This is a genomic window from Lacrimispora sp. 210928-DFI.3.58, from assembly GCF_020554865.1.
Taxonomy (GTDB): domain Bacteria; phylum Bacillota; class Clostridia; order Lachnospirales; family Lachnospiraceae; genus Enterocloster.
Genome location: NZ_JAJCIC010000003.1, coordinates 27397 through 52231, shown reverse-complemented (window position 1 = coordinate 52231; position 24835 = coordinate 27397). Strand labels below are relative to the sequence as shown.

The following is a 24835-nucleotide window of genomic DNA, read 5'->3' as shown; positions in this document are numbered from 1 at the left end:
CGGTTGTATCCGCAGACGGATAAACTTCAAACTCCACGCCCTCGGCATATTCATACTGCGAGCTTTTCAAGAAGATTCTGCCGTTTCTTGACATCGTATGCTTTGGAGTGTTAGATTTCCTGTTCTTTGTTTTCTTTTTGCTGCATACCCTCATCGGCTTGTGCAATCATCTGCCTGTACTGTTCTTTCACACTTTCCGGTGCAAGTATTTGTACCTTGCCATTAAAGCCAAACACCCAACCAAAAAAGGTCGGACTGGCTGATACTTCGGTCTGTACTCTGAAAGAAGTCATATCATACGCAAGAGTTGTCACATCTTCTCCAAAACGGTCAACCATTGTTTTCATCAAGCTGTTATCACACCGTAAATCCACAAGAACTTTCTCGCCTGAGAACATAAAGAAAACTTCCTTTGTGTAATTCTCAATATCAAAATCATCCGGCATAGGAATAATATCTTTATCCAATATCTCCGGCTTGGAAGCAATACGGTCTACCCTGAAATTGATAACCTTGCTTTTCTTCTCTGAATATCCGAGAACATAATAATAGTCCCCACACCAGAGAAGTTTATACGGGCTGAGCTTATACACTTCGCCCTTGTTCTTCAGAACCTTTTTCTTTAATCCGGTATAATCATAATACTGAAAAGAAATCTGTTTACCTGTATTGATGGCATCGTTTATAGCGTCAATGATATAATATATCTGCTCATTATCCGGCTTAATTCGATTGACCACATAGTTATTACGCTTCAACTTTGCCACCTGCCCCGGACTGGTCATCGTATGTATCTTCTCAATCAGCGTTTTGCTTTTCTTCTTTGTAATAAACTTCGATGACTCCACTGCATCTATCAGCAGTTTCAGTTCCGGCAATTCAAACTTACGACTGGCTACAAAGTATTTGCTCTGAGTAGAATGGATAGTAACAATATCCATTCCAAACTCCTGAAGTGCAGCAATATCTTTTGTGACCGTCGTTCTATGTGCAGATATTCCGTATTCATCATTCAATATATTGATTATCTGCGTCGTCGAAAGCGGATGTTCCTCGTCCGTTCGTTCCTCTAATATTTTCTTTAAGTATAATATTCTCGGCTTTGTTTCCATTGTTTGCCCTTTCCAAGCTATTACTCATATAGTCCTTTGAACATTTCTCCCTGTATCACGCTGATTTGTTCAGTCGGAATTACTGTTTCATCCTGCATAATCAGTTTGCGTTCAAATTCATCAATCTTTTTCACTATGCCGGAATGCGTGAGATATGCTCCTCCGGATTTTTTATCATCAGGCACGAAATAAGTTATTGATATTTCCTGTTCTGTGCCGATATTATCTCTAATCATATTTAATTGGTCATTTAATTTCATAATGACTTCATCGCTTAACTCTAACCGTTCATCTGTTAGCCTTGCAGTCTCTTTAATGGCTGCATCGTGTCCTGTAAGTGCCGCAAAAGGTGCAAACTGTGCTGCTCTGTCGTGAAGTGACATACGAGGATGGTTCTTCGATGTCGGATTCGGCAGATTGATTATATCGTCATAGGAATGTTCATCCATCTGTTACAGCACCTCCTTTGCTCGACAAACTTGAATTTATAGTCCTCTCAAAACCAATTTGCTTTTTCTTCTCGAAATACGGGAATATCACTATCTCGATATGGATTGTAATTATGAAGATTGCAACCAAACTCTTTTAATGATTTTATTTTGTTATCCTGTGTCCATACAATTAAAGATATTCCGTCAAATTCTTCAACATTTCCATTATTCATTTTGCTTTTAAAATACCACTCCACGATTGTTTGATTTCCTTGATGAAAAAATTGCTTAATCTCCCAGACAAGAACACTTCCGCGTGTATTCCATTCGTCAAACCAGTGCTTTACCGTTTTGCGGTTTTCATATTTAGGACTCCAACTCTCAGTATATACAACATCATCTGTAAAAATATTGTCAATTCCTAAATCTGCTTTCTTAATCCACATATCAAACCATAATCGGATAATTTTTTCTCTCTCGTTCATAAAGTACCTCCATAACTTTCGATTTTTCGTTCTCAGCGACTTTCCAATAAATGGGAATTTTATAACTTATCAATCCCAATATAATATTATCATATGGTCTATCTTCTTGCGGTCAGTCAACTCTATAATATGAGGATTATTCTCTTCCTGAGCTATAATCCATACTTTATAGTTTCCACATTCATCACTATCTCCAACAAAAGAAATATTACTTGGTTCAGCAACACCACTTTTTTCAATATATCTCTCTATTTGGGAAATAGGTAAAACTGTGTCAATCCAAAGAGCATCGGCGTATGTTGATTTTTCTCCTTTACTATTTGTGATTTCATAGCCATAAGTAGATACATAAATTACACTATCTGAGTCAGCAGACTTAATCTGTGCTACAAAGTTTTGTAAAGGATTAATATCTTCTTCGTCTAAACAAAAGCTATTATAATCCTTACTTTTTTTATCAAAGTAATTATCAAATCCCATCAGAACATCATCATTCAAATCAAATTTTCTTGAATTAAAAACTATTTCTAATATGCCCATATTTTATTCCTCAAATTTCAGTTTGTTTAAGCCTTATGACCGCCGATTTGCTCGTTTCGGTCTTTGGCGGTTGCACCTTCTTCAAGGTTCATTCCCTTCAACACAGCATTCTTGCCAAACTTCTTTTTGATACTCAGCATTGCTTCTTGCATACGCCTTTCTCGTTCTAATTTTTCTTCTTCCTCCGCCTGCTTCTTCCTCTGTGCTTCGTAATCGGTAAAGAGGTCGAGTTGCTGGTATTCATCTTCCTGCTTGACGGATTTTTCATCAACAAGTTTATTCGCTGTGATTGTTATTCTGCGTACAAGCAAATGCTCGTCAACTATCCTGTCATACAAGTCCATCACGGCGTTGGTAATCAATCGAGTAGAGGAAGTCTTTTTCTCAAGATTCGCTGTTCCGTGTGCGTGCTTTGGAACTTTGCGTCCATATCGGTCAATCGTAACCTCGCCTTTGTATTGATATTTTAGGTTCGGATTACTTAAATTCTCAATATCATAGCCGATTGTCAACACAAGCTGGTCAGTTACAAGTCCTTTATCCACCAAATCAAGCACCATTTGGTCGGTCATTTCTTTTACAATCAACTTTGCCTTTTCGTAATCATATGGACAGTGCAACACCTGACCGGAAGATACACTGTTTGTTTCCGGCTTATATGCTTTGACCTGCTCCATTGTGCAAGGCTCATATCCCCAAGCGTGGTCTATGAGCAGTTCCGCATTGATACCGAACAGCTTGTACAGCAATTCCTCGTTATACAGTTCATTCGGCTTTCCGATAGAACATCTTGCAATATCGCCCATTGTATAAAGTCCGTGTTCCTCTAACTTCTTCGCATAACCATTTCCGACTCTCCAGAAATCGGTTATCGGGCGATGACTCCACAATTTCCGGCGATATGACATTTCATCCAATTCAGCTATTCGCACACCGTCCTTATCCGGCTCAATATGCTTTGCCACAATATCCATCGCAATCTTACACAAGTACATATTCGTGCCGATTCCGGCTGTTGCTGTGATTCCAGTCGTTTTCAAAACATCCTGTATCATCGTCATGGTAAGTTCCCTTGCGGTCATCTGATAGGTATTCAGATACTTTGTTGCATCTATAAATACTTCATCAATCGAGTAAGGGAAAATATCTTCCGGAGCAATGTATTTCAAGTAAACACTGTAAATCTTGGTACTGTACTCCAGATAGTATGCCATACGAGGTGGTGCAACGATATAATCAATCTCCAATGCTGGATTCGCATTTAATTCTGTACTGTCATCAGATGAACCAGTAAATGTACGATTTGGTGCTTTCCATCTTCGGTTGTTATTAGCTTCTTTTACCTTTTGCACGACTTCAAACAAGCGTGGTCTGCCGGGTATCCCATAACTTTTTAATGACGGAGATACCGCAAGGCAGATGGTTTTCTCTGTCCTGCTTTTATCTGCAACCACAAGATTTGTTGTCAAAGGGTCACGATTTCGCTCTTTACACTCCACAGAAGCATAGAATGATTTGAGGTCAATTGCGATATAGGTCTTTTGCTTTGCCATCATTCTATGCTCCCTTCTAAAATTCCTTCGAGTAAATTATGCTATCGTTAGTGTCAATCCTCGGTATAAAAACCATCCAATACATATGTTGTGACTGGTGTTATATACAATTCATATTTAATAACCAGTCTGATTAAATCATTTCCGTCAATCAGTGTTATCGGCGTACCTTCTCTCGCAGCCTCTCTTGCCTTATTGGTAAATCGGCTATTAGTAATAAATACTCCATAATCGGCTTGATATTTGTTCATCGCCCCAAGAAATTGATTGATATCCGGCTCACTCACTGGATTTGAATTAAATCTTTTACACTGAATAACCACTCTGGTTGTTCTAAAATCATCGGCATCTACGTGATATCCATAACCATCAATACCACCATCATTTGACACCTGAACGCCTTTGTTGGTAAACTCCACTCCCATCTTTGTAAGAAGTGCTCGTGAAAATTGTTCAAACTTTGCTGGAGACATATTAGCGATTGCACTCTGAAGTTTTACCTTGAAATCATCTAACAATTCGTCATCTGTGGATTCATTCTCCTCGTCTTCAACCTCCAGTGTTTCTACTGGCTTGTTTTTCGATTTGTTCTTAGTCGAATGTTCCTCCCAATAGCTTCGAGCCTTATCCCTTACTTCTGTCTTAACATCAAAATCTGTTAAATCTACATTTGCTCCATCTTGAGTAAGTGTAATCTTTGGATTGAATTTCACATAAGATATGAGTCCGACATAACTAAGCTCTTTAATAGCAAAATTAAACTTAAAATCAAATTTTTTGTACTGATTTCCTGTTTTATTAGATGTATATAGTTTCTGTTCAAATTCAGCAATATGCTCATCTAACTCACTAATTCTGTCTCTAATTTCAGAACGCTCTAACTGTCCACCTGCTTCCTGAAGGACTTGAAGGATTGGTTTAATAAGGTATGATACTTGTTCTTCTGTATTTAAATCGTCATAAAACATATTTACATTTACACCTCTCATTTACTGTGCATACTTCTTGAAATTCTCTGCCTGCTCAAGAACTTCCTTGTAAACATCATCAATGGTTACTGGCGGATAGCCGAACTCATCAAGCAGCAATATCAAATCCACTTGCAAGTTTGCCTTAATATCATCACGGGCAGACCAATCAGTATAGCGTGACTTATCATCAACAATCAACTTTATCCTCTTGGATAGTTCAATCATTTTATCGTCCGGATATTCAAACTCAAACTTCTTGGAAACTGCTTTCAAAATATCATAGAAAGCTTTTTCTTCATAATCTATACCCATATTCTTGAAGGAGTTCTTTTCTGTTTTCAGTTCAGACAACAACTGTGCAAGCTGCTCCGCAACATCATCAAGGACTTCGTTGGCATACGCTTCATCACGACGACGGTTATTATACTCATCAACAACTTTCTTGAGTCTGTCTGCAAATTCCACACCCATAATCTTATTGACTTTCTTAAACTCGTCAATCGCCTGAGAAAGAAGTCTTTGAAGTATCTTGATTTTCGTATTCGGCAACTGAATAGCATTTATCTTATCCATATACTCATCGCTGAAAATGTCCACCGATATATGCTTTCCGGTTTCAAATAATTCCTCAATGCCATCAGACTGAATTGCACCCTCAAGCATTTTGCGGACACGAGCGTTCATCTGCTCAATATCCGGTGCATCGCCTTTTGTCAGCTTGAAAAGGATAGAACGGACAGCACAATAAAAATGGATATAATCCTTATCTTCATCAGAGAATTTCTCACTTGAACTACAAAGATTAAATGCCTGCTTCATTCTCTTGACTGCTGCCATAAATCTTCTTTCCAGTTCTTCAGACAACTGCACATACTCAACTGCACGATTCAGGCAGGCAAGCTGTTCAGTAGGAGAACCGTTGAAGAAATCACTACTGTTAAAGTTGTGGAACATCTGACCAAGAACTTCTAACTGGTCTTTTACAATCGTGATAGACTGCTCCACACCTTCAAATTCTTCGCTCTCAAAATTCGTATATTTCTTGAGGGCAGTGTTCATATTTTTCTTAATACCTATGTAGTCAACAATTAAACCTTTATCTTTGCCCTCGCATACACGATTTACACGAGAAATCGTCTGAATAAGGGTATGCTGCTGAATAGGCTTATCAATGTAAATCGTATCAAGCTCCGGCACATCAAAACCAGTCAGCCACATATCTACAACAATGGCAATCTTAAAGTTTGATTTCGGATTTTTGAACTGACGGTCAAATTCTTTCCTATCCTCTTTTGTGCCAAGCATATCAAATAAGTCTTTTTCATCATCTTTATTACGAGTCATAACCAACTTGATTTTTTCCATTGGCTTCAACTCTTTTTTATCTTTCTCACTCAGAACAACACCATCATCACAAATCTTCTTTTCTGTCCATTTCGGTCTGAGTTCCTTTACTATCTTATAGAAATCGTATGCTATATTTCGGTTGGAACATACAAACATTGCTTTGCCTGCTACGGTTGCACCTTCTGCCACACGGGTTTCATAATGCTTGATAAAGTCCTCTGCAACAGCACGAAGTCTATCAGGGTCGCCAATAATAACTTCCATTTTGGCAACTGCTTTCTGACTTTCTTCTACTTGATGTTCATTTGCTCCCTCAAGCTCACACTGTGCATAATATTCTTCAATCTGTCTTACCTTGTCCTGATTAAGCATAACCTTAGCTGCACGACCATCGTAAACAAGATTAACTGTAATACCGTCCTTAACAGCTTCCGTCATTGTATATGCGTCTACAACACCACCAAAGACTTCGATTGTTCCATCAACCGGAGTTCCGGTAAATCCAACATAAGTTGCATTTGGTAAGGAGTCGTGCAAATACTTGGCAAAGCCATAGGTTTTCTGAACACCTGACTCTGTAATCTTAACCTTTTGGTCGAGATTGATTTGGCTTCTGTGTGCTTCATCAGAAATACAAATAACGTTCGTTCTGTCTGTAAGAAGCTGCAAATCCTCTGTGAATTTCTGAATGGTAGTCAGATAAACGCCGCCACTCTCTCGTCCTTGAAGCTCCTCACGAAGTTTCTCACGGGACTCAATACTTACAACCGTTTCATCCCCGATATATTTCTTTGAACCTACAAACTGTTTGGAAAGCTGGTCGTCAAGGTCTGTTCTGTCCGTAATAATAAGAATAGTCGGAGAAGAAAAGTATTTGCTTTTCATCAGCATACGGGTAAGAAAAAGCATTGTATAACTCTTGCCGCAGCCTGTCGCTCCAAAGTATGTACCACCTTTACCATCTCCTTCGGGGCGAAGATGAGCCTTGATATTCTCATACAATTTATTTGCCGCAAAGAACTGTGGATAACGACACACTATCTTCAAATCCTTATCTGAGTTATCCGGAAAATAAATAAAATCTTTAATAACTTCAAGCAAACGGTCTTTTCGGAAAAGTCCTTTTACCATTGTCACAAGGGAATTGATACCGTCCAGTTCTTTATCGTCTGAGTTTATCTTTCTCCACGCATAGAAGAAATCATATGGGCTGAAGAAAGAACCATATTTATTATTTGCTCCATCACTGATAACAACAAACGCATTGTATTTGAAAATCTCTGGAATATCTCTACGGTAACGGATTGTAAGTTGCTTATATGCGTCCATTATGGTCGTATTCTCTTGTACCGCACTCTTAAATTCAAGAACAACAACAGGAATACCATTTACGAACACAATGCCATCCGGAATACGCAACTGATTATTTACGCCTTCAATTTCAAACTGATTAACCGCTTTGAAAATATTGTTTTCGGGAGTGTCGAAATCAATAAGTTCAATATAGAGGTCTTTCTGCGTTCTATCCTCACGGTTAAGAATAAATCCATCGCAGAGCAACTTAAATACAGCTTTGTTTGCTTCATAAATTGTACCGGAAATATTACGCAGCATTAGAATGACACTATCCACCTCACTCGGTGTGATACCATCTTTCGCATAGCGATTATAGAGGTATTGCTTCAGGTCGTCCGTAAGCAGAACCTCCGTCCTTTCTCTGTGTATCTGGTCGCCACTGACATAGGTGTACCCCTCGTCTTTGAACAACTCCATTATTGACATTTCCAATGCGTGTTCATTAAAATTTGCCATTGCGTTCACTCCTTTGGTATTCTGCATCAAATTATGATGCAACTACACTTGTATAATAAGCATTATAAAGTGCTTGTACTGTTTCATAATATTTATCTTCATAAGTTTCTGCTTGTGCGTCGGTATACTCTAAGAAAAACTGACAATCAACATCTTCGCCAAACTTATTATTTATAATTGTTGCTATATTCTCAACAAGTTCCATCATCCACATACAAACGGTTTCTTCTCTTGTGTGTGCTAGACTTTGATATTCCCATACATAATCAATCGGAGGTATAGGTGTTTCCTTATCAAAATCCATTTTTTTATCTACGAAATAATAGAAATATTCATCAATATACTCTCCAATAGATATTTGAGCCACATTCAAAATCATCATCAGACGATTTTCTTTATTTATAGGTTCAAAGATATTAGGAGTGCCGTTCCATTCTAATTCTCGGTATCTATCATAGCTTCGATGAAAATATTTTGCTCCATCATACAAATAATCCCTTCCCAAATTATATTTCTCTATATCTTGCTGAAGTTTATCTATACATCCCTGTAACCAATACTTTCCCGTAAATTGTTTAATCTTATATCCGGCTTGATTTAATATCTCATTTTGTAATTCTTCAGAACACCGGCAGTATTCCGAATAAATTTTCCTTGTATGCTTTTCAAGCGGATATAGATTAGCTGCTATAATACACCACGGCAAATAATCTCTTTCCTCTTGATTATCAATTAGAAAAAGTCGAGCTTTTTCTTGCAATGCTATACGTTCCTTTTCGCATTGCAATTTCTGTATTTCCTTTTCATGTCGTGATTGCAACCAATAAATCAAAAAAGAAACTGCTATTGTTGCCACCAGTGACAATACTCCGATTATAATCTGAATTATATCTGCTAATGACATAGGTTCCTCCTTGTAAATGATAATTTAGTTGCAACTTTACAGATTATATATAAAAAAATGTTTTTGGAATCACAAAACACATATATAACAAAACCTCTTGCAGATTTATGTTCCAAAATAGGTAGTGGTGCAACTCCTAAAGGTGGAAAAGCTGCATATTTTGATAAAGGAATATCGCTAATCCGTAGTATGAATGTTTTTGACTATTTCTTTTCGTATCCGGAGTTGGCTCATATCTCTCAAATTCAAGCAAATGCGTTGGCAAATGTGGAAATACAACAGGCAGATGTATTATTTAATATAACTGGAGTATCAGTTACCCGATGTTGTGTAGTTCCTGATGATGTTCTGCCCGCCAGAGTCAACCAACATGTAATGATTATCCGACCATATAAAGGTAAAAATATGAGCTATTATATAATGTGTACTTTATGTACATCTGAAAATAAAGCAAAATTACTTGGTATTGGTCAATCCGGTTCGACTCGTGAAGCAATAAATAAACAAGAACTTGAAAGGTTTGAAATTCCTGTACCTTCAGATGAGGAACTTGAAAGGTTTGGGGAAATAGCCACCAAAATTTATGCTTTAATTTTTTCTAATACAAATGAAATACGAATGCTTTGTGATATGAAAGATACACTTTTAACCAAATTATCAAGCTACTAAATTATCATTTATCTTCTGTTTCAAAGCTATTCTATCGGTTATTGTCTTGTAGGCTTTCACGATTTTTCTCTGCTTTTCAATATCTGGTACTGGAAGTTCCACCTTACACATTTCCTCCCAATCCATTACTTCACGTACACTGCCGTGCGATTTAAAACGAGCATATCTATCAAATTCAGGGCGGCTAAACCACAACATTAAATATTCCGGCAAAAGTTTCTCTGTATCTATCACCTCAAATACTGTATAAACATTGCTTACAAGCCCTTCTTCATAATCTTCAAGCAATGCAATAGCGATTTTATCTCCTCTACGAGAGGTATCTGGTATATATGTGAATTGTCCTTTTTTAACTATCTTATACTTTGTAAAATCTGTCCCAACAGTATTTGCAATAGACTGAATAAACTGCTTTTGTACAGAAACACCTAAGAGATTTTCTTTTTTTCCTTCCTTATTGCGAATATCTACCTGTCGTATATATTCCCCAAGAAATCTGTATCCTTCTTTCATTCCTACCACCTTAACCAATGTATTTTCTATGAGCAATTTTCACATTACTCTGCTTAACCATTGCATATTGCAATGTAGTATCTATTCTTTTATGTCCCAAGAGCTGCTGAAGCTGCTCTATTGGCATTCCTTTGTCTATTGCCATTGTCGCAAGTGTTCGCCTGAATTTATGAGGGTGTACCTTATTTAGTCCCAATCGTTTTCCAAGCTGTCGTAATCTCACTTCAATACCTCCGATATTCATTCGATTATACGGAAATTGTAATGATACAAAAAGTGCCGGATTATCGTCCTTTCGGCTATTCAAGTAGTTCTGCAAATGTATTTTTGTTCTTGCATCAAAATAAACTATTCGCTCTTTATCCCCTTTACCGAAAACAACACATTCTCTTTCGTTAAAATCTATATCCTCACGATTTAGCAACACCATTTCTCCGACACGCATACCCGTTGAGGCAAGCATATCAATCATTGCCAAGTCCCTGAGTTCCTTGCAATTATCCCTCATCAATTCAAGTGCTTCATCAGAGTAGGTTTCTTTAATGTTCGTTCCGGTCTTAACCTTATGTATTCGCCTGACCGGACTTTTCAAAATATAATCCTCGTCCTCAAGCCAAGAGAAAAAACTGGAAAGTATTCGTCTTATATTATCTATCGTAACCTTACTTGATTTTTTCTTAGCCTGATACTCGGTCAAATAGCAACGAATATCGTCGGTCACAATATATTTGATACCCTTTCCAATGCCATCAAGCATCGATTGTATCGTTGCATTATAGTATTTCAAGGTTTTCTCCGAACAGCCTTCAATACGCTTTGCCGATAGGAAAGATTCTACTAAATTCTGTTCTGAAAGTTCCTTATCTCTTTCTGTCTTTGTTACCTCATAATCAAAAAGTGTATGCTGCAACACCTCTTGCAATCTTTCTGTCTGTGCGTTATTCAGGTAAGGTAACATTCCTTGAATAACATCTGTAATTAGGTTCTTTTTCATAGTCAATTCTCCTTTTGTTTTTTAAGAGAACGACTACCAGTGGCAGTCCCTTGTTTTAACTCCCGCCACTGATGGGAGTTCTATTGTAAATGATAATTTAGAAGAAACTGCTCAATCATTGTTTCAGGAGCAATTTGCAGCTTTTTATAATGAAAATGAACTACCAGATGGTTACAGTATTGCTACATTAGATAGTCTTTGTTCAATTAAAGGTGGGAAACGACTCCCTGCCGATGGCGAACTGCTTGATACTCCAACCGCACACCCATATATCCGTGTGCGTGATTTGGGAAGCAATCGGTATGTGTGTCTGACCAATCAATTTCAATATATTGATGAAGAAACACATTCTGCTATATCACGGTATATTGTCAATACTAACGATATTGTTATTTCTATCGTTGGAACTATTGGCTTGATAGGAAAAATACATACTTCGCTCAACAATGCAAACCTTACTGAAAACTGCGTTAAACTGGCTAATATTCATACGGTTACCCCTGATTATCTTTACTATACTCTTTGCTATAAAAAGCAAATAAAAGAGATTGAATTATTAACAGTTGGTGCAGTTCAATCTAAGTTACCGATGTACAATATACAGTCAATGAAAATCCTCGTACCCCCAGCAGAAGTTATAGAGGACTTTCAACATAAATTCGATATATTTAATGAGCAAATCGAAGCAAATACTATCGAAATTCAAAGACTTTATGAATTGCAATCTGTTTTATTGGCAAAGCTGGCATATTAAGCCGCTAAATTATCATTTATCTTCTGTTTCAAATCTATTCTATCGGTTATCGTCTTGTAGGCTTTCACTATTTTTCTCTGCTTTTCAATATCTGGTACTGGAAGTTCCACCATACAAAGCTCATTCCAATCGAAAATCTCTCTTACGCTTCCGTGTGACTTATACCTTGCATAACGGTCAAATTCTGGTCGGCTGAACCAAAGCATAAGATATTCAGGGTCAAGTTCCTCTTTATTTTCAACTTCAAAAACTGTATAAGAGCTTGAAATGATACAATCTTCTTCATCTAAATAAGCAATAGAAATTTTCTCTCCATTTCGTGAAGTAACGGGTCCGTATGCAAACTGTCCCGTTCTGACTATCTTATAATTCGATAAATCAGTTCCTACAATATTTGCGATTGAAGGAATAAATTTTTTACTTATACTTACGCCAAGCAACTTTGTTACGGCTAAATTCTTATTACGCTCGTCCACAAGTCGAATGTAATTGCCTAATATCTTATATCCTTTTTCCATTCCTACCACCTTAACCAATGTATTTTCTATGAGCAATTTTCACATTGCTCTGCTTGACCATTGCATATTGCAATGTCGTATCTATTCTTCTATGCCCCAAGAGCTGCTGAAGCTGCTCTATTGGCATTCCTTTGTCTATTGCCATTGTTGCAAGTGTTCGCCTGAATTTATGAGGGTGTACCTTATTTAATCCCAAGCGTTTTCCAAGCTGTCGTAATCTCACTTCAATACCTCCGATATTCATTCGATTATACGGAGATTGTAATGAAACAAAAAGTGCTGGATTGTCGTCCTTTCGGCTATTTAAGTAATTCTGCAAATGTATTTTTGTTCTTGCATCAAAATATACTATTCGCTCCTTATCGCCTTTGCCGAAAACCACACATTCTCTTTCGTTAAAGTCTATATCCTCACGATTTAGCAACACCATTTCTCCGACACGCATCCCCGTTGAAGCAAGCATATCAATCATCGCCAAGTCCCTGAGTTCTGTGCAATTATCTCTCATCAATTCAAGTGCTTCATCTGAATAAGTTTCCTTAATGTTTGTTCCGGTCTTAACCTTATGTATTCGCCTGACCGGACTTTTCAAAATATAATCCTCGTCCTCAAGCCAAGAGAAAAAACTGGAAAGTATTCGTCTTATATTATCTATCGTAACTTTACTTGATTTTTTCTTTGCTTGATACTCTGTCAAATAACAACGAATGTCGTCAGTTACGATATATTTGATACTCTTTCCAATACCATCAAGCATTGACTGTATCGTTGCATTATAGTATTTCAGAGTTTTCTCAGAACAGCCTTCAATACGCTTTGCCGATAGGAAAGATTCTACTAAATTCTGTTCTGAAAGTTCCTCATCTTTTTTTATCTTTGTTACCTCATAATCAAAAAGTGTATACTGCAACACCTCTTGCAATCTTTCTGTCTGTGCGTTATTCAGATAAGGTAACATTCCTTGAATAACATCAGTGATTAGGTTCTGTTTCATAGTCAATTCTCCTTTTCTTTTTTAAGAGAACGACTACCAGTGGCAGTCCCTTGTTTTAACTCCCGCCACTGATGGGAGTTCTATTGTAAATGATAATTTAGACGATACTGCTCAAACATTGTATCAAAAATATTTTGAGTCCAACTCAGATAAATCTTCTTGGAAACAAGGCACTGTTGGCGATGTGTTGCAACTACAAAGGGGGCATGATTTACCTCGAACTGAAATGACTGGTGGTAAATATCCCGTTGCAGGTTCAACCGGAACAATTGGGTATCATGATGAGTTTACTGCTGAAGCTCCTGTTATTGTAATGGGACGAAGCGGCAATATTGGCAACCCAAGATTGTACCTTTGCAACTGTTGGACACATAACACATCGCTCTATGTAAAACAAATTTATGAAGCAGAACCGTTGTGGGTATTTTATTTGCTCAAAAATCTAAATTATGATGGCTTTGTTGGTGGTAGTGCAGTTCCTACATTAAATCGAAACGATGTTCATGCTTATGGAATAGCAATTCCACCACTTGAATTACAGAAATCTTTCTCCCAAAAGGTTATGAGCCTTATTTATTGCAAAGAAGAAAATCTTTCTGAAATAGAAAAACTGCAAGAATTGCAGAAAATAATTCTTACAACAATGTCAAGCCGCTAAATTATCATTTATCTTCTGCTTTAAAGCAATTCTCTCCGTAATTGCCTTATAACTGTTCACTATTTCAAGCTGGTTTTCAATAGGCGGAATAGGCAATTCTAGTCTGCATATATCATCCCAAGTAATCCCACCACGAACGCTCCCGTCAGTATGTAACCAACAAATTCGGTCAAATTCCGGTCTGCGAAACCACATCATCAGATAATCTTCATTCAAAATGCTGTTATCTACTACCTCAAACATAAAATACGCCGGAGAAACAATAGCAGGTTCTTCTTCATCATACAATGCAACCGGAAGTCGTTCATCACGACCAACGTGCATTGGATTACACGCAAACTTTCCTTTTGTTATCAGTTTATATTTACTCAAATCCGTACCAATGACATTTGCAACCGACGGCATAAAGAACTTGTCTATGTTAATTCCCAAAACTCTGTCTGTTATGCTTTCTCTGTTCCGAGTATCAATCAGTCGGATATGGTTTCCTAAAATATCATAATTCGATTTCATATCCCAACTCCTTAAATACAGCAAGCAAATCTGATTTAGATTTTTCCTCTTGAGCAAGAAGTTCTTTGAGTTCTCCCTGCAATGATTTCATTTTGGTATCAAAGTCGATGTTCTCATCACGGTTGACAAACTCAATATATCTGCTCGGTACAAGAGTAAATCCTTTTTCCTTTACTTCATCAAAAGAAGCAGAATAGCAAAATTCCGGCACATTCTCATAAGTTTCCTCATAGCCTTCCTGCTGCCAGTTATGATATACACTTGTAACTTTGGCTCTATCTTCCTCTGTCAATTCAATGTACTTCTTCTCATAAGGACTGCCCATCTGTCGTAAATCCATAAAGAGTATTTCATCTTCTCGATTACGATAGCGTTTTAGCTTTCCATTCTGTTCCACGACACGAGCCTTTTTATTCTTATTGAGTACCCAAAGGGTAACGCTGATGTCTGTGGTATAGAAAAGGTTTCTCGGAAGAATAATGATTGCTTCTACCAAATGATTTTCTATAAGCTGCTGTCTGATTTTTAACTCTGTACCATCATCAGATAATGCACCATTGGCAAGCAAGAAACCTGCTACACCGTTTTGAGAGAGTTTGGAAACAATATTCAGTATCCAACCATAGTTTGCATTACTTGTCGGCGGAACTTCATAGCCGTTCCAACGAGGGTCATCTACAAGCTCATTTTCGGCTCTCCACTGCTTCTGATTGAAAGGCGGGTTTGCCATAATGAAATCTGCTTTAAGGTCTTTGTGCTGGTCATTGGTAAATGTATTGGCTGCCATTTCTCCAAGATTTGCAGAAATACCACGGATAGCTAAGTTCATTTTTGCCAGTTTGAAAGTGGTATTTGTGTATTCCTGACCGTAAATAGACACTTTCTTTTTATTACCGCTGTGTGCTTCTACGAACTTGATGGACTGCACAAACATACCGCCCGAACCGCAACAAGGGTCATAAAGTATTCCATCGTAAGGCTCAAGCATTTCGGCAATCAGGTTTACAATACACTTTGGTGTGTAGAACTCTCCTTTACCTTTTCCTTCTGCAAGAGCGAACTTACTAAGAAAATACTCATATACACGACCTATAATGTCGTTCTCTTTATCATCAGTGTTGATACGATTGATTTCATCAAGCAAAGAAGCCAACTTTGCCGTATCAATATGTAAGCGGGAGTAATAGTTATCCGGCAAAGCACCTTTCAGTGCCGGGTTGTTCTTTTCAATCGTATAAAGTGCTGTATCTATCTTCAGGGCAATATCGTCCTGCTTTGCATTTTCAATAATGTACTTCCAACGGCTTTCTTCAGGAAGATAGAATACATTTTCCTGAGTATAAAACGGCTTCATATCCGCATACTTTTCGCCGTGTGTAGAAATAATCTTATTACGGCATTCCTCAAACTTGTCACTGGCAAATTTAAGGAAGAATAAACTCAGAACAACGTGCTTATACTCCGCAGGCTCAACAGAACCTCTCAGTTTATCAGCACTTTTCCAAAGTGCTTCTTCCATTGATATTTCTTTCTTTGGTTTAGCAGCCCTTGCCATCTATAATTACCTCCGTGTTTTAATCTTCGTCTAAAATAACTTCGCATATATCTCCAATATCACAATGAAACACCTGACATATCCTCATCAGTACTTCAAGAGATACTGGCTCATTCTTATTTATCTTCGTTGCAGCGTATGATGTAATTTCGGCTGCACGCATTAAATCCTGTCTTTTCATTTGATTGTCAATCATAAGTTTTTGAAGTTTGTTATAGCATATCTTCATCAGTAACACCTCTTCATCTTATAATTCTTCTTCGTTACAGTTAACCATTTAACATTATATATTAAATTTTCAGGCATTTCAAGATTTCAGACAGAAATGTAACCTTTCAGACACTAAGGTGTCACTTTTTGCAAACACCTAATGCAACTCTTCTAAAGAATAATAAAAAAGAGATGCCGAAGCACCTCAATTATACATTCTATTATTAACATTCAACGCAATCATTGCTATGACCTTTTCTATCGGCGGCTCTTTTCCGTCCGGTGCAACTGCTTTCCAAAAAGCGATTGCTTCCGGTTCAGCACTTTTCATTGCTTCCCGAATGGCAAACTTCATTTCCTCTTTTACTGCTTTTTCGGTTGTTCCATTTTCTTTTGCTATTTGTCTGAAAATGTCGTTCACTTCTACTTCCTCCTATGTCTATTAGTATGTGTCTATCACTGACAGTTGTTGTTATAGCATATTCTCTCTGTCGAAGTCCCGAAAAATTTGTCGATAGCAGAAATTTTTTATACCGAAAAAAGAAAGCTCGTCGATTAGGACGAACTTCTGTGTTTTATGGAAGTATTTGCTTTGATTGCTTCACAAGTGTATCTATAACTTCATAAATTCTGTTTCTATCTTCAGGAGCAAGTTTTTCAAGCTTCTCATTAAGCATTGAGTTCTTGACTGTATATCCCGTTTCCAGGACATCAGTAAGAACCATATCCGATGATACACCTAAAGCATTTACTATCTTTATGAAAGTTTCGAGTGACGGAATTTTCTCTCCACGCTCAACCATACCAATATAATTTGTTGTCAAATCTGTTTTCTCAGCCAAATCTTCTTGGCGTAATTTCCTCGCAAGTCGGAACTTTCTTATATTCTTGCCGATTGTATCGAGCTTCATCACATCACCTCCCTTAGTGTGTTTCCATAACTAATAGTATAGGTTAAGTTGATTTCAAATCACACGCACCCAAAGGAAGTCAAACCAACTATTAGTGATGATTCCAAACTGTTTTTATGTTATACTATAAAAGTAGTAATTCACGATTGTTAATGGCGAAAGACAAATCACAACCCAAGAGCCAAGTTAAACAATCTCCATAGAATAAACTTAGGGGTAAAAAGGAATGGACGAACAAAAGATAATATTCAGTAATCGGTTTGAAAAAGAGAAATTTGAGGATTACAAAACAGATTTGGGAACTGGCAACACAATCACTCCTGACTTTACGGAAGCTGATGATTTTTTAAAATTTATACAGAAGAACCGCAGAAGTGTTCCAAGTAAAGAGCGAATTGCTGACAAGGATAAATTTATCAAAACCGTTTACGAACTATCCAATAGCTTTGAAATTGACGCTGACCTGATAGAATTTGCCGAGGGATATATCGCCAACATCTATGTAGATTATGCCTGCTACACTGGATATATCAAGAAGCTGTTAGCAATTCTTTTTATCCTTGCCGATGATATTTCCTTTTTAGACGGCAGTAAAGAAAATGCCGATATGCTTTTTAGCTTCACTTATCACACACACCATATTTTCCTGAATAACAGAGAAACAACTGATTTCTCATAATGTACCCGATGGCTACTCAACTGAGCAGCCATCTTTTCAATTTTCCAGACACCGTCTGGAATTTTTAATATGCCGGAATACCGTATCCATAGATATTGCTGCTTCCGACTGCGTACTGTCTTTGCTTGCAGGCGTCGCCTGAGTTGCCCTCTACGGTATAAACTGTGCCATTCTCACACTTCTCTACGATACCAACGTGGTCTGTTGTACCGTCGCCTTCCCAATCAAAGAAGATAATATCTCCTACCTTTGGTTCATAAGTGCGGTCTTGCCATTTCCCATTTGACTTAAACCAGTTTGCACCATCCACGCAACCTGCAAATTTCGGAACAAGTCCGCTTTCAATATACCCGCATTGGTCAGCACACCAAGATACGAAGCAGGCACACCATTCCACTCGACTATTAAAGCCGTACCAGCTCCAGTAAGGTTGTCCGCCCTGATTGCCTAGCTGTGTCAAGGCAACCTCAACAATCGCCTGATTACCTCCGGCAGTAAAGGCTCGCCCATACGGATAGTATCTCAAAACGTGAGCCGGATATTGGGTATCTCCATAACTGTCCCAACCAAGCCTTTGTGCCTGCTGAGTGGAAAACTCCACTGCATTGGCATAAGAATAACCGCCATACTTTGTTTTTGCCCAAGAAATATACCCATTACCGAAGTTGTAGCCTTGCAAGGCAAGTTTGATATGCTCCATATCTATCGGACTTTCCACTTCTGCCGAAGTAAGAGCCGCTTTCAATTCCTGAACTCCACACTGGATAGAATATTCAGGGTCTTTAATTCCATTAGGTTCGTGCGGATACCTTGTATTGAAACTTCCCTCTGCTGCCTGCATAGGGTCAAGTCCTCTGCCACCGCTTTCCTGCATCATAACCGCCTTGATAAGTTCCACATACTCAGGAATGCCGTACTCTTTGGCATACTTCTGTATGATGGGTTCATAGGCTTCTACCTCTGCACTTACCGGAGTATAGGAATTACTGTCACTTCCTCCTCCAAACATTGCTACGGCAGCACCAAACAGCACGACAATCATAATAATCAGAACCGCTATCCAACCGCCTGCGGCGATTGCTGCTACAAGTGCTTTTGTCCCTGCAATAATCGCTTTGACTGTCGCAACAGTAGCTTTCGCTGTGGCTTTAACGGTATCTGCTGTGGCTTTCGCCGCTTTCTTTGCCGTCTGAGCCGCTTTCTGTGTTGCTTTGGCTGTTGTTTTTGCTGTTTTCTGTGCTATAATGGCAGCTTCTTTGGTGGTCTTAATAGAAGTCTTTGCCGTTTGTTCTGCGGTCTTGACCGACCTTTGAACAGTATTGGTTGCACCTTTCGATACGGTCTTGACTGTCGTATTTCCTGCCGACCTTGCAGACTGTTTAATTGTTTTCTCCGTACGCTCCAGAGTTCGGATGCTCTGTTTTCCGACAGGATTGACCGATTGTTTCTGAAGCTGTTTCTCTGCACGCTTGGTCTTGAAATTCTCAATTCCCGTTTTGGCTTTCTGATAATTCTGCCTTGTTTCACGCACACCCCATCTGCCGACTTTATCCGCACGGTATGCAGTTTCGTGAACAGCCCTATCCGTTGCCGCTTCGATTTTATCGGAAGCATATTCCTCTGCGGAATTTTCCGAAGCATTGGTGGAATGTTCTGCCTTATCTTTCGTCATCACATAGGCTTTCTTCATTCGCTCCGTGGCAACTGCTGCCTTATTTATGGTCTTGATTGTACCTTTGCTTGTATCTCTTGTTTTTATATCAGCCATCGGTTTCCTCCTTTCTCGAAAAATAATAGAGAGTGGGGTTTAATCCACTCTCTTAGCGACAACAACAAGCCTGCCATTGTTTCTTGAATATTCACAAGTAGAAAGAGAAATCAGCTTGTCGCCATATTCTGCCGATACTCCGGTATCATACAAAGAAAGTTCCTTGCACTTAACAACATACGCATCAAACTCTGCCGCATTTTCTGCGTCCGTAAACTCATAATACTTAAAGCTATCGGAGCTGTCTGTATAAACGACTGTCTTAAAGACTGCAATCACTTCATACCGGTGTCTGTCCGTCAGTGTATCAAAGGTAATCGTCTTATGACCTTCCCAAAAGCTCTTGTTTCTGTACTTCATCAGTCCCGTAAACATCGAGCCGTCATTCATATGGTGTCCGTATATAATGATGTTGTCTGAAGGTTTCTGCACATCACAATTTTCCTGCACATATGGACAGCCATAAGCGGAATAGGTCTTATCAAACTTGTGCTTCAGGTAGAAGTTCGGCTCATTTACAGACTGCACGACCGGATAGTTGATATTGGTATCCTCAACCTTTATCCAACCCACCATATCCTCATTCTGCCGATAGAGTTCAAGATATTCCGCAAGATAGTCCTTATCTTCCGAAAACGTCACGCCCTCATTTTCCTTTTGCGGCTCGTCCTCCACAACCTCCGCAAGGTTATCATAGACTTCATTCTGCTTGGCAGAGTCAATGTGATTACGGATAATAAAGAAGGTGCTTACAGACAACACTACCGTAAACACCATTGCAATAATAATATAGATTTTTCTGCTCATTTTCTCTTACCTTTCCATATCATTTCTCTTAGGTGGAGTCAAATCTCTGCAATACTCCGGATACCTCAACTTGATACCCTCCATAAAATACGGAGCATATCCGCAACAGAACAGTTCCTCCGGTGTATAGAGATTTTCCCTGCCTTCTTCCGTAAATCCATTCCAGAGATTAAAGGCAAGGTGGCAGACCTTGACTGTGCCACTTGTCTGCCAACCGCCGTGCATACCTTCCGGTATGATGCAATCCCTCTTAAAATCAAACATCTTTCCGATGTTCATTCTTGTTTCTTCTGAAATACCCATCACATAGAAAAATGCTCTGTGATAGCAGTCGTTGACTTTGCACTTATCCAGATTTTCCAATACAAAATCTCTGTGTTCAGCATTGCGAAATTGAATCTTAGACATTGTAAATCCCTCCTTATGCTTCGCCTGGTTTGGTTGTCATCAGTTTATAAAGTTTCGTGTTCTTAGGGAATTTGTTTGCAAACGGTACAAGCGAACTTCCCACCTTGATAAGTCCGTGTCCTGCTTCCACATTCGTGATATAGGACATCTGGAGGTCAGAAATGTTCAGAAGTTTTGCAAGCTCAAGCCTGTCTGTGGAAGCCTGATTCAGCATAATGATGAACTCTGAGTTTGCAAGCATTGTTCTCGCTGTGTGGCTCTGCAAAAGGTCATCGACATTCTGAGTGATTCCACTTGCGTATGCACCGTATTTTCTCACACGCTTCCACAAGGTAAAGAGGAAGTTTGCAGAGTATTCGTGCTGGAACAGAAGATAAATCTCATCAATGAAGATAAAGGTGTTCTTACCCTTTGCACGGTTCTGTGTGATACGGTTCAGGATAGAGTCAAGGACAACAAGCATACCAATCGGCATAAGCTGTTTACCCAAATCAAGAATGTCATAGCAGATAAGGCGATTATTGGTATCCACATTCGTCTGCTTTGCAAAAGTGTTCAGAGAACCATGCGTAAAAAGCTCAATGGCAAGTGCCAGTTCCTTTGCTTCCGGTTCGTCCTGCTGCAAAAGTTCTGCCCTGAAATCCTGCAAGGTCGGTATATGTCCCTGATAATCATTCTGCTGATAACTGCGGTACACGCTTGCCGTGCAACGGTCAATGATAGACTTCTGCTTTGCTCCGAGATTTGTTCCGCCGATAAGCTGTTCACAAAGGGACATAATAAACTCGGATTTCAAAATGACAGGGTTTGCACCGTCGCCGTAATCCTTATTCATATCCATTGCATTGATGTGATTGTCGGAAGTAGCAGAAATATTGATTACTTCTCCGCCCATCGCATTGACAAGCTGTGAATACTCTCGTTCAGGGTCGATGATGATAATATCCGCATCTGAAGAAAGCACCTGATTGATGATTTCTCCCTTTGCCGCAAATGACTTACCGCCACCAGATACACCGAGAATAAAGGAGTTACCATTCAAAAGCTGCTTACGGTCTGCGATAATCATATTTTTGCTGATAACATTCTGACCGTAATAGATACCGTTCTCGTGGAAAATATCCTGCACCCTGAATGGGATAAATACCGAAAGGCTCTCTGTTGTAAGTGTTCTGAACGCATCAATCTTTCTTGTTCCAAACGGCATTACCGTATTGAGTCCATCTACCTGCTGAAATCTCAGTGTTGCAAACTGGCAAAGATGTTTTCTTGCTGTGGTAAGCAACGCTTCCGTATCATTCTCAAGCTGTTCCTTACTGTCTGCTGTAATAACCATTGTGATAACAGCGAACATCATTCTTTGGTCACGGGTCGTAAGGTCATCGAGGAACTCTTTCATTTCTTTCTTCTGCTGCTCCATATCATACGGAACAGTTGCAGAGAAGTTGTTATTGGCATTCTGCCTACGCTGCCAGTTTGTGATATTGGTTTCCACACCAAGCAGACGGTTCTCTGCTTCCTTTACTGCTTCATCAGTTGGAACGGGAACAATATCAATGGACATCATCAGATTTCTGTTCATATCCGTAAGTTCCGCTACCATACTGTCTTTGATATAGGACGCATATTCACGAAGAAAAAGGACTCTTCCATAACGGTTTCCCATCTTGAAATAGTCCTTTTCAAATTCCATTGTGTCGGGGCAGATATAATCCTTAAAATCGTGTCCCTTTTTTCTTGTTTCCTTAATATCAAAGTGAAAAGAACTTTCGTCTCCCACACGATAGAAGTCGTGGAAAATACGAAGTCTTTCGTCTGTTTCCAGTTCCACACACTTACTTCCAAGCCTGCCGAAGTGAGCAATCAAATCTGCACCGACACGGGCAAAATATGTTCTTGCGTCCTCCACGCTCTTTTTATTGATGGAAATGGTAATATACTTATCCTGAACAATGGAGTTTGCACCCGTTGCCTTATCAAGAAGCATTTTGTTATATTCCTCTCGATACTCGTCCAGATTATCTCCGGTTGTCGGAATAAGGATTGTCTGCTCAAAATCCAGTCTGTTGAGCCGACGATTATTGATTGTGATTTTTGTCGTTGCACCACTGTCAAGAGAGTTCAGAAGTTCGGAATATTCAAGGAACATCGCTTCCTTATCCTCACGGCTCGCCACTGCATAGTTAATATCCGTAAAGCGGTAGGTCTTTGAATATTTATCCTTTCCCACTTTGAAAATGCCATCATCAAAGATAGCTGCCACGGGAATCACGTCCTGCACCCCTTTCGGTACAACAAATTTTTCTTTATCCTGCTTAAACAAATTTGTAAGAGTCTTAATCATTTGACTTCAATACCTCCTTCTGCTTCTGTTCAATGCTTGGCTTCATCAGTTCGTAATAAACATTGGTGGAGTGAAATACCAGCTTCTTCGGCATTAAAAACTCCGATTTTATCCACGCATAGATTGCTTTCTCTGCGGTCATACCGTTGTACTTCACAAAGCCCAGTGCCGCAAACGGTGCAGCACCCAAAATGCACACCCACGATACGGTTTCCGTGCCAACATACGGTCTGAGCAAGAAATACAGTCCTACCGCAACGCCACAAGCGAGAACAGAAAAAATGAACTGTCTGAGCGACAGTCCAAAAAACATTGACTCTGTATAATTTCTGATTTCTCGGTTAATTTTTACTTCCATATCTGTTTCCTTTCCTGCGGTTTCGGTCTTTCTCCCTCACGCATTTATCATTCAGGCAAAAGACTTTGCCTTTTCGTTTACCGCCATAGTAAACGCATTTCTTACAATCTCTTTGGTTCATCTCAAAATCTCTCCTTAAAGTCCCATCATCTCTCGGATAATACGGTCAGACATTTTCACTGCACCGACAAGAACAAGCATATTAAATACCAGTTCCCCAATATATGCCCACACTTGCGTAACTGCTGCTGCGTCAGGATTCACTACTGGCGGCGATGAAGCAAATACGGAGAAAATAATACAAGCAAGTACAATGACTGCCCCTTCAAGCAGAACTGCACAATAGCTCTTGATAAAACTCTTGCCGACATTCTGTGTCGGTTCTCCTGCAAATGTGGAAAGCGGTATCGGTGCAAGTGCTGTGTACATATACAACTTGAAAAATCGTCCATACACTGTCATTATCAGAATAAACGACAGCACCGTGATAAATAATCCTCCAATAAGCGTTACCGCCCACAAAGGGATACTCTCGAAAAATCCGCAATCCTCTATGGTCGTTACCATCTCTGCGGGCAAAGTCGTCTGTTCCGGAGTTCCAAATCCGGCAGCATTTATAATGGTTGAAATCGTACCTTGCACGATATTAAATAATGCAAGCATAAGCTCCATTCCGTATGTGATAACACCTTTCGCCAGTGCAAAACGAACAAAGAGTTTCAGAGCGTGTTCCGGTTTCTTCACATCTGTAAAACTTCCGCAGGTCTTTACCATACCTATCACGAAAAACAATACAAGCAAGGCAAGCCCGATAGCCTGAACCGCACCGTTGATGTCAACGATAACCTTCCAGATATTCCCGCCCTTAAAGTTCTGCGGTGTAGTTGTGATGAGCGTCCATATTTCTGACAGTTTCTCATTCCAAGTTTCAAGGGCATTTTCAAGATTTTGAACTACCCAGTTATCACTCATTCAAAGCACCTCCTTACAATTAAGGGGTGTACCTTAACTTGGCACACCCCTCGAT

27 protein-coding genes are annotated in these 24835 nt (G+C 39.1%); 4 read left to right on the top strand and 23 right to left on the bottom strand.

Annotated elements, in window-relative coordinates; all coding sequences use genetic code 11:
- Positions 1-110 precede the first annotated feature (110 nt).
- The 8 genes from LIZ87_RS02730 to LIZ87_RS02695 all read right to left on the bottom strand — a co-directional run bounded on the left by LIZ87_RS02730 (position 111) and on the right by LIZ87_RS02695 (position 9155).
- Positions 111-1112, bottom strand: a complete 1002-nt coding sequence (locus tag LIZ87_RS02730) for a helix-turn-helix transcriptional regulator (protein ID WP_227145192.1) — start codon at positions 1110-1112, stop codon at positions 111-113.
- Between the two features lie 20 nt (positions 1113-1132).
- Complete coding sequence (locus LIZ87_RS02725) at positions 1133-1561, bottom strand: hypothetical protein (RefSeq protein WP_008118560.1); 429 nt, start codon at positions 1559-1561, stop codon at positions 1133-1135.
- 47 nt (positions 1562-1608) lie between these two features.
- The gene (locus LIZ87_RS02720; protein ID WP_003864537.1) at positions 1609-2028 is read right to left on the bottom strand and encodes a nuclear transport factor 2 family protein; all 420 of its coding nucleotides are present in this window, start codon (positions 2026-2028) and stop codon (positions 1609-1611) included.
- Between the two features lie 69 nt (positions 2029-2097).
- Positions 2098-2568, bottom strand: coding sequence for a hypothetical protein (locus LIZ87_RS02715; RefSeq protein ID WP_015530037.1), 471 nt, complete (start codon positions 2566-2568; stop codon positions 2098-2100).
- Between the two features lie 26 nt (positions 2569-2594).
- Positions 2595-4121 carry a Y-family DNA polymerase gene (locus LIZ87_RS02710; RefSeq protein ID WP_173746323.1) on the bottom strand — a complete coding sequence of 509 codons (1527 nt, stop codon included), beginning with the start codon at positions 4119-4121 and terminating at the stop codon, positions 2595-2597.
- Positions 4122-4174: 53 nt separating this feature from the next.
- Entirely contained in the window at positions 4175-5110 is a 936-nt protein-coding gene (locus LIZ87_RS02705; protein WP_015530035.1) for an Mrr restriction system protein, read from the bottom strand.
- Complete coding sequence (locus tag LIZ87_RS02700) at positions 5111-8251, bottom strand: type I restriction endonuclease subunit R (RefSeq protein WP_035402033.1); 3141 nt, start codon at positions 8249-8251, stop codon at positions 5111-5113.
- A 31-nt stretch (positions 8252-8282) separates the two neighbouring features.
- Positions 8283-9155: a hypothetical protein gene (locus tag LIZ87_RS02695; protein WP_008118517.1), complete on the bottom strand. Its 873-nt coding sequence runs from the start codon at positions 9153-9155 to the stop codon at positions 8283-8285.
- Positions 9156-9212: 57 nt separating this feature from the next.
- Between LIZ87_RS02695 and LIZ87_RS02690 the strand changes: the two genes are divergently transcribed.
- Complete coding sequence (locus tag LIZ87_RS02690; RefSeq protein ID WP_055215134.1) at positions 9213-9824, top strand: restriction endonuclease subunit S; 612 nt, start codon at positions 9213-9215, stop codon at positions 9822-9824.
- On the opposite strand, the gene LIZ87_RS02685 is transcribed toward LIZ87_RS02690, so the two are convergent.
- Both LIZ87_RS02685 and xerA (LIZ87_RS02680) read right to left on the bottom strand, forming a co-directional pair.
- Positions 9813-10337 (bottom strand): restriction endonuclease subunit S, encoded by a 525-nt coding sequence (locus tag LIZ87_RS02685; protein WP_117460451.1) that lies wholly within the window; start codon positions 10335-10337, stop codon positions 9813-9815. The two genes, LIZ87_RS02690 and LIZ87_RS02685, sit on opposite strands and share 12 nt — an antisense overlap.
- Positions 10338-10347: 10 nt before the next feature.
- Positions 10348-11331 (bottom strand): site-specific tyrosine recombinase/integron integrase, encoded by a 984-nt coding sequence (gene xerA, locus LIZ87_RS02680; protein ID WP_055161155.1) that lies wholly within the window; start codon positions 11329-11331, stop codon positions 10348-10350.
- A gap of 118 nt (positions 11332-11449) precedes the next feature.
- Here xerA (LIZ87_RS02680) and LIZ87_RS02675 point away from each other — a divergent pair, with 118 nt between their 5' ends.
- Positions 11450-12085, top strand: a complete 636-nt coding sequence (locus tag LIZ87_RS02675; RefSeq protein ID WP_066559564.1) for a restriction endonuclease subunit S — start codon at positions 11450-11452, stop codon at positions 12083-12085.
- On the opposite strand, the gene LIZ87_RS02670 is transcribed toward LIZ87_RS02675, so the two are convergent.
- Positions 12082-12603 (bottom strand): restriction endonuclease subunit S, encoded by a 522-nt coding sequence (locus LIZ87_RS02670; RefSeq protein WP_015530032.1) that lies wholly within the window; start codon positions 12601-12603, stop codon positions 12082-12084. The two genes, LIZ87_RS02675 and LIZ87_RS02670, sit on opposite strands and share 4 nt — an antisense overlap.
- A gap of 10 nt (positions 12604-12613) precedes the next feature.
- Complete coding sequence (gene xerA / locus LIZ87_RS02665) at positions 12614-13597, bottom strand: site-specific tyrosine recombinase/integron integrase (protein WP_023920531.1); 984 nt, start codon at positions 13595-13597, stop codon at positions 12614-12616.
- 118 nt (positions 13598-13715) lie between these two features.
- On the opposite strand from xerA (LIZ87_RS02665), the gene LIZ87_RS02660 reads away from it, so the two are divergent.
- Positions 13716-14255 carry a restriction endonuclease subunit S gene (locus tag LIZ87_RS02660; RefSeq protein ID WP_211237381.1) on the top strand — a complete coding sequence of 180 codons (540 nt, stop codon included), beginning with the start codon at positions 13716-13718 and terminating at the stop codon, positions 14253-14255.
- Here LIZ87_RS02660 and LIZ87_RS02655 read toward each other — a convergent pair.
- The 5 genes from LIZ87_RS02655 to LIZ87_RS02635 all read right to left on the bottom strand — a co-directional run bounded on the left by LIZ87_RS02655 (position 14244) and on the right by LIZ87_RS02635 (position 17444).
- Complete coding sequence (locus tag LIZ87_RS02655) at positions 14244-14768, bottom strand: restriction endonuclease subunit S (protein ID WP_023920528.1); 525 nt, start codon at positions 14766-14768, stop codon at positions 14244-14246. The genes LIZ87_RS02660 and LIZ87_RS02655 overlap by 12 nt on opposite strands.
- Positions 14752-16323, bottom strand: coding sequence for a type I restriction-modification system subunit M (locus tag LIZ87_RS02650; RefSeq protein ID WP_023920526.1), 1572 nt, complete (start codon positions 16321-16323; stop codon positions 14752-14754). The genes LIZ87_RS02655 and LIZ87_RS02650 overlap by 17 nt, the downstream gene beginning before the upstream one ends.
- Before the next feature lie 19 nt (positions 16324-16342).
- Positions 16343-16552: a helix-turn-helix domain-containing protein gene (locus tag LIZ87_RS02645; protein WP_002587820.1), complete on the bottom strand. Its 210-nt coding sequence runs from the start codon at positions 16550-16552 to the stop codon at positions 16343-16345.
- 186 nt (positions 16553-16738) lie between these two features.
- Positions 16739-16954, bottom strand: coding sequence for a hypothetical protein (locus tag LIZ87_RS02640; RefSeq protein ID WP_023920524.1), 216 nt, complete (start codon positions 16952-16954; stop codon positions 16739-16741).
- Positions 16955-17108: 154 nt separating this feature from the next.
- Positions 17109-17444 carry a helix-turn-helix domain-containing protein gene (locus tag LIZ87_RS02635; protein ID WP_002594686.1) on the bottom strand — a complete coding sequence of 112 codons (336 nt, stop codon included), beginning with the start codon at positions 17442-17444 and terminating at the stop codon, positions 17109-17111.
- Between the two features lie 226 nt (positions 17445-17670).
- Between LIZ87_RS02635 and LIZ87_RS02630 the strand changes: the two genes are divergently transcribed.
- Positions 17671-18123 (top strand): hypothetical protein, encoded by a 453-nt coding sequence (locus LIZ87_RS02630; protein WP_008118497.1) that lies wholly within the window; start codon positions 17671-17673, stop codon positions 18121-18123.
- Between the two features lie 64 nt (positions 18124-18187).
- Here the strand turns inward: LIZ87_RS02630 and LIZ87_RS02625 are convergent, their stop codons facing one another.
- The 6 genes from LIZ87_RS02625 to LIZ87_RS02600 form a co-directional block, all read right to left on the bottom strand.
- Positions 18188-19891: a lysozyme family protein gene (locus LIZ87_RS02625; RefSeq protein ID WP_023920522.1), complete on the bottom strand. Its 1704-nt coding sequence runs from the start codon at positions 19889-19891 to the stop codon at positions 18188-18190.
- 39 nt (positions 19892-19930) lie between these two features.
- A complete protein-coding gene (gene srtB / locus LIZ87_RS02620) occupies positions 19931-20698 on the bottom strand; it encodes a class B sortase (RefSeq protein ID WP_023920520.1) in 768 nt (255 codons plus the stop codon).
- 6 nt (positions 20699-20704) lie between these two features.
- Positions 20705-21106, bottom strand: coding sequence for a DUF6075 family protein (locus LIZ87_RS02615; RefSeq protein WP_023920518.1), 402 nt, complete (start codon positions 21104-21106; stop codon positions 20705-20707).
- A gap of 13 nt (positions 21107-21119) precedes the next feature.
- Positions 21120-23450 (bottom strand): VirB4-like conjugal transfer ATPase, CD1110 family, encoded by a 2331-nt coding sequence (locus LIZ87_RS02610; protein WP_023920516.1) that lies wholly within the window; start codon positions 23448-23450, stop codon positions 21120-21122.
- Positions 23443-23808 (bottom strand): PrgI family protein, encoded by a 366-nt coding sequence (locus LIZ87_RS02605; RefSeq protein ID WP_023920514.1) that lies wholly within the window; start codon positions 23806-23808, stop codon positions 23443-23445. Before LIZ87_RS02605 ends, LIZ87_RS02610 begins: the two co-directional genes overlap by 8 nt.
- Before the next feature lie 135 nt (positions 23809-23943).
- Positions 23944-24780 carry a hypothetical protein gene (locus tag LIZ87_RS02600; protein ID WP_023920512.1) on the bottom strand — a complete coding sequence of 279 codons (837 nt, stop codon included), beginning with the start codon at positions 24778-24780 and terminating at the stop codon, positions 23944-23946.
- Positions 24781-24835 lie beyond the last annotated feature (55 nt).

Bases quoted from the DNA above. Each gene is read 5' to 3' on its own strand.
- LIZ87_RS02610 (WP_023920516.1), bottom strand. From the start codon at position 23,450: ATGATTAAGACTCTTACAAATTTGTTTAAGCAGGATAAAGAAAAATTT.
- LIZ87_RS02635 (WP_002594686.1), bottom strand. From the start codon at position 17,444: ATGAAGCTCGATACAATCGGCAAGAATATAAGAAAGTTCCGACTTGCG.
- LIZ87_RS02720 (WP_003864537.1), bottom strand. From the start codon at position 2,028: ATGAACGAGAGAGAAAAAATTATCCGATTATGGTTTGATATGTGGATT.
- LIZ87_RS02655 (WP_023920528.1), bottom strand. From the start codon at position 14,768: ATGAAATCGAATTATGATATTTTAGGAAACCATATCCGACTGATTGAT.
- LIZ87_RS02730 (WP_227145192.1), bottom strand. From the start codon at position 1,112: ATGGAAACAAAGCCGAGAATATTATACTTAAAGAAAATATTAGAGGAA.
- LIZ87_RS02700 (WP_035402033.1), bottom strand. From the start codon at position 8,251: ATGGCAAATTTTAATGAACACGCATTGGAAATGTCAATAATGGAGTTG.
- LIZ87_RS02685 (WP_117460451.1), bottom strand. From the start codon at position 10,337: ATGAAAGAAGGATACAGATTTCTTGGGGAATATATACGACAGGTAGAT.
- LIZ87_RS02705 (WP_015530035.1), bottom strand. From the start codon at position 5,110: ATGAGAGGTGTAAATGTAAATATGTTTTATGACGATTTAAATACAGAA.
- xerA (WP_055161155.1), bottom strand. From the start codon at position 11,331: ATGAAAAAGAACCTAATTACAGATGTTATTCAAGGAATGTTACCTTAC.
- LIZ87_RS02690 (WP_055215134.1), top strand. From the start codon at position 9,213: ATGTTTTTGGAATCACAAAACACATATATAACAAAACCTCTTGCAGAT.
- LIZ87_RS02670 (WP_015530032.1), bottom strand. From the start codon at position 12,603: ATGGAAAAAGGATATAAGATATTAGGCAATTACATTCGACTTGTGGAC.
- LIZ87_RS02710 (WP_173746323.1), bottom strand. From the start codon at position 4,121: ATGGCAAAGCAAAAGACCTATATCGCAATTGACCTCAAATCATTCTAT.
- srtB (WP_023920520.1), bottom strand. From the start codon at position 20,698: ATGAGCAGAAAAATCTATATTATTATTGCAATGGTGTTTACGGTAGTG.
- LIZ87_RS02615 (WP_023920518.1), bottom strand. From the start codon at position 21,106: ATGTCTAAGATTCAATTTCGCAATGCTGAACACAGAGATTTTGTATTG.
- LIZ87_RS02625 (WP_023920522.1), bottom strand. From the start codon at position 19,891: ATGGCTGATATAAAAACAAGAGATACAAGCAAAGGTACAATCAAGACC.
- LIZ87_RS02605 (WP_023920514.1), bottom strand. From the start codon at position 23,808: ATGGAAGTAAAAATTAACCGAGAAATCAGAAATTATACAGAGTCAATG.
- LIZ87_RS02650 (WP_023920526.1), bottom strand. From the start codon at position 16,323: ATGGCAAGGGCTGCTAAACCAAAGAAAGAAATATCAATGGAAGAAGCA.
- xerA (WP_023920531.1), bottom strand. From the start codon at position 13,597: ATGAAACAGAACCTAATCACTGATGTTATTCAAGGAATGTTACCTTAT.
- LIZ87_RS02630 (WP_008118497.1), top strand. From the start codon at position 17,671: ATGGACGAACAAAAGATAATATTCAGTAATCGGTTTGAAAAAGAGAAA.
- LIZ87_RS02715 (WP_015530037.1), bottom strand. From the start codon at position 2,568: ATGGGCATATTAGAAATAGTTTTTAATTCAAGAAAATTTGATTTGAAT.
- LIZ87_RS02600 (WP_023920512.1), bottom strand. From the start codon at position 24,780: ATGAGTGATAACTGGGTAGTTCAAAATCTTGAAAATGCCCTTGAAACT.
- LIZ87_RS02695 (WP_008118517.1), bottom strand. From the start codon at position 9,155: ATGTCATTAGCAGATATAATTCAGATTATAATCGGAGTATTGTCACTG.
- LIZ87_RS02725 (WP_008118560.1), bottom strand. From the start codon at position 1,561: ATGGATGAACATTCCTATGACGATATAATCAATCTGCCGAATCCGACA.
- LIZ87_RS02645 (WP_002587820.1), bottom strand. From the start codon at position 16,552: ATGAAGATATGCTATAACAAACTTCAAAAACTTATGATTGACAATCAA.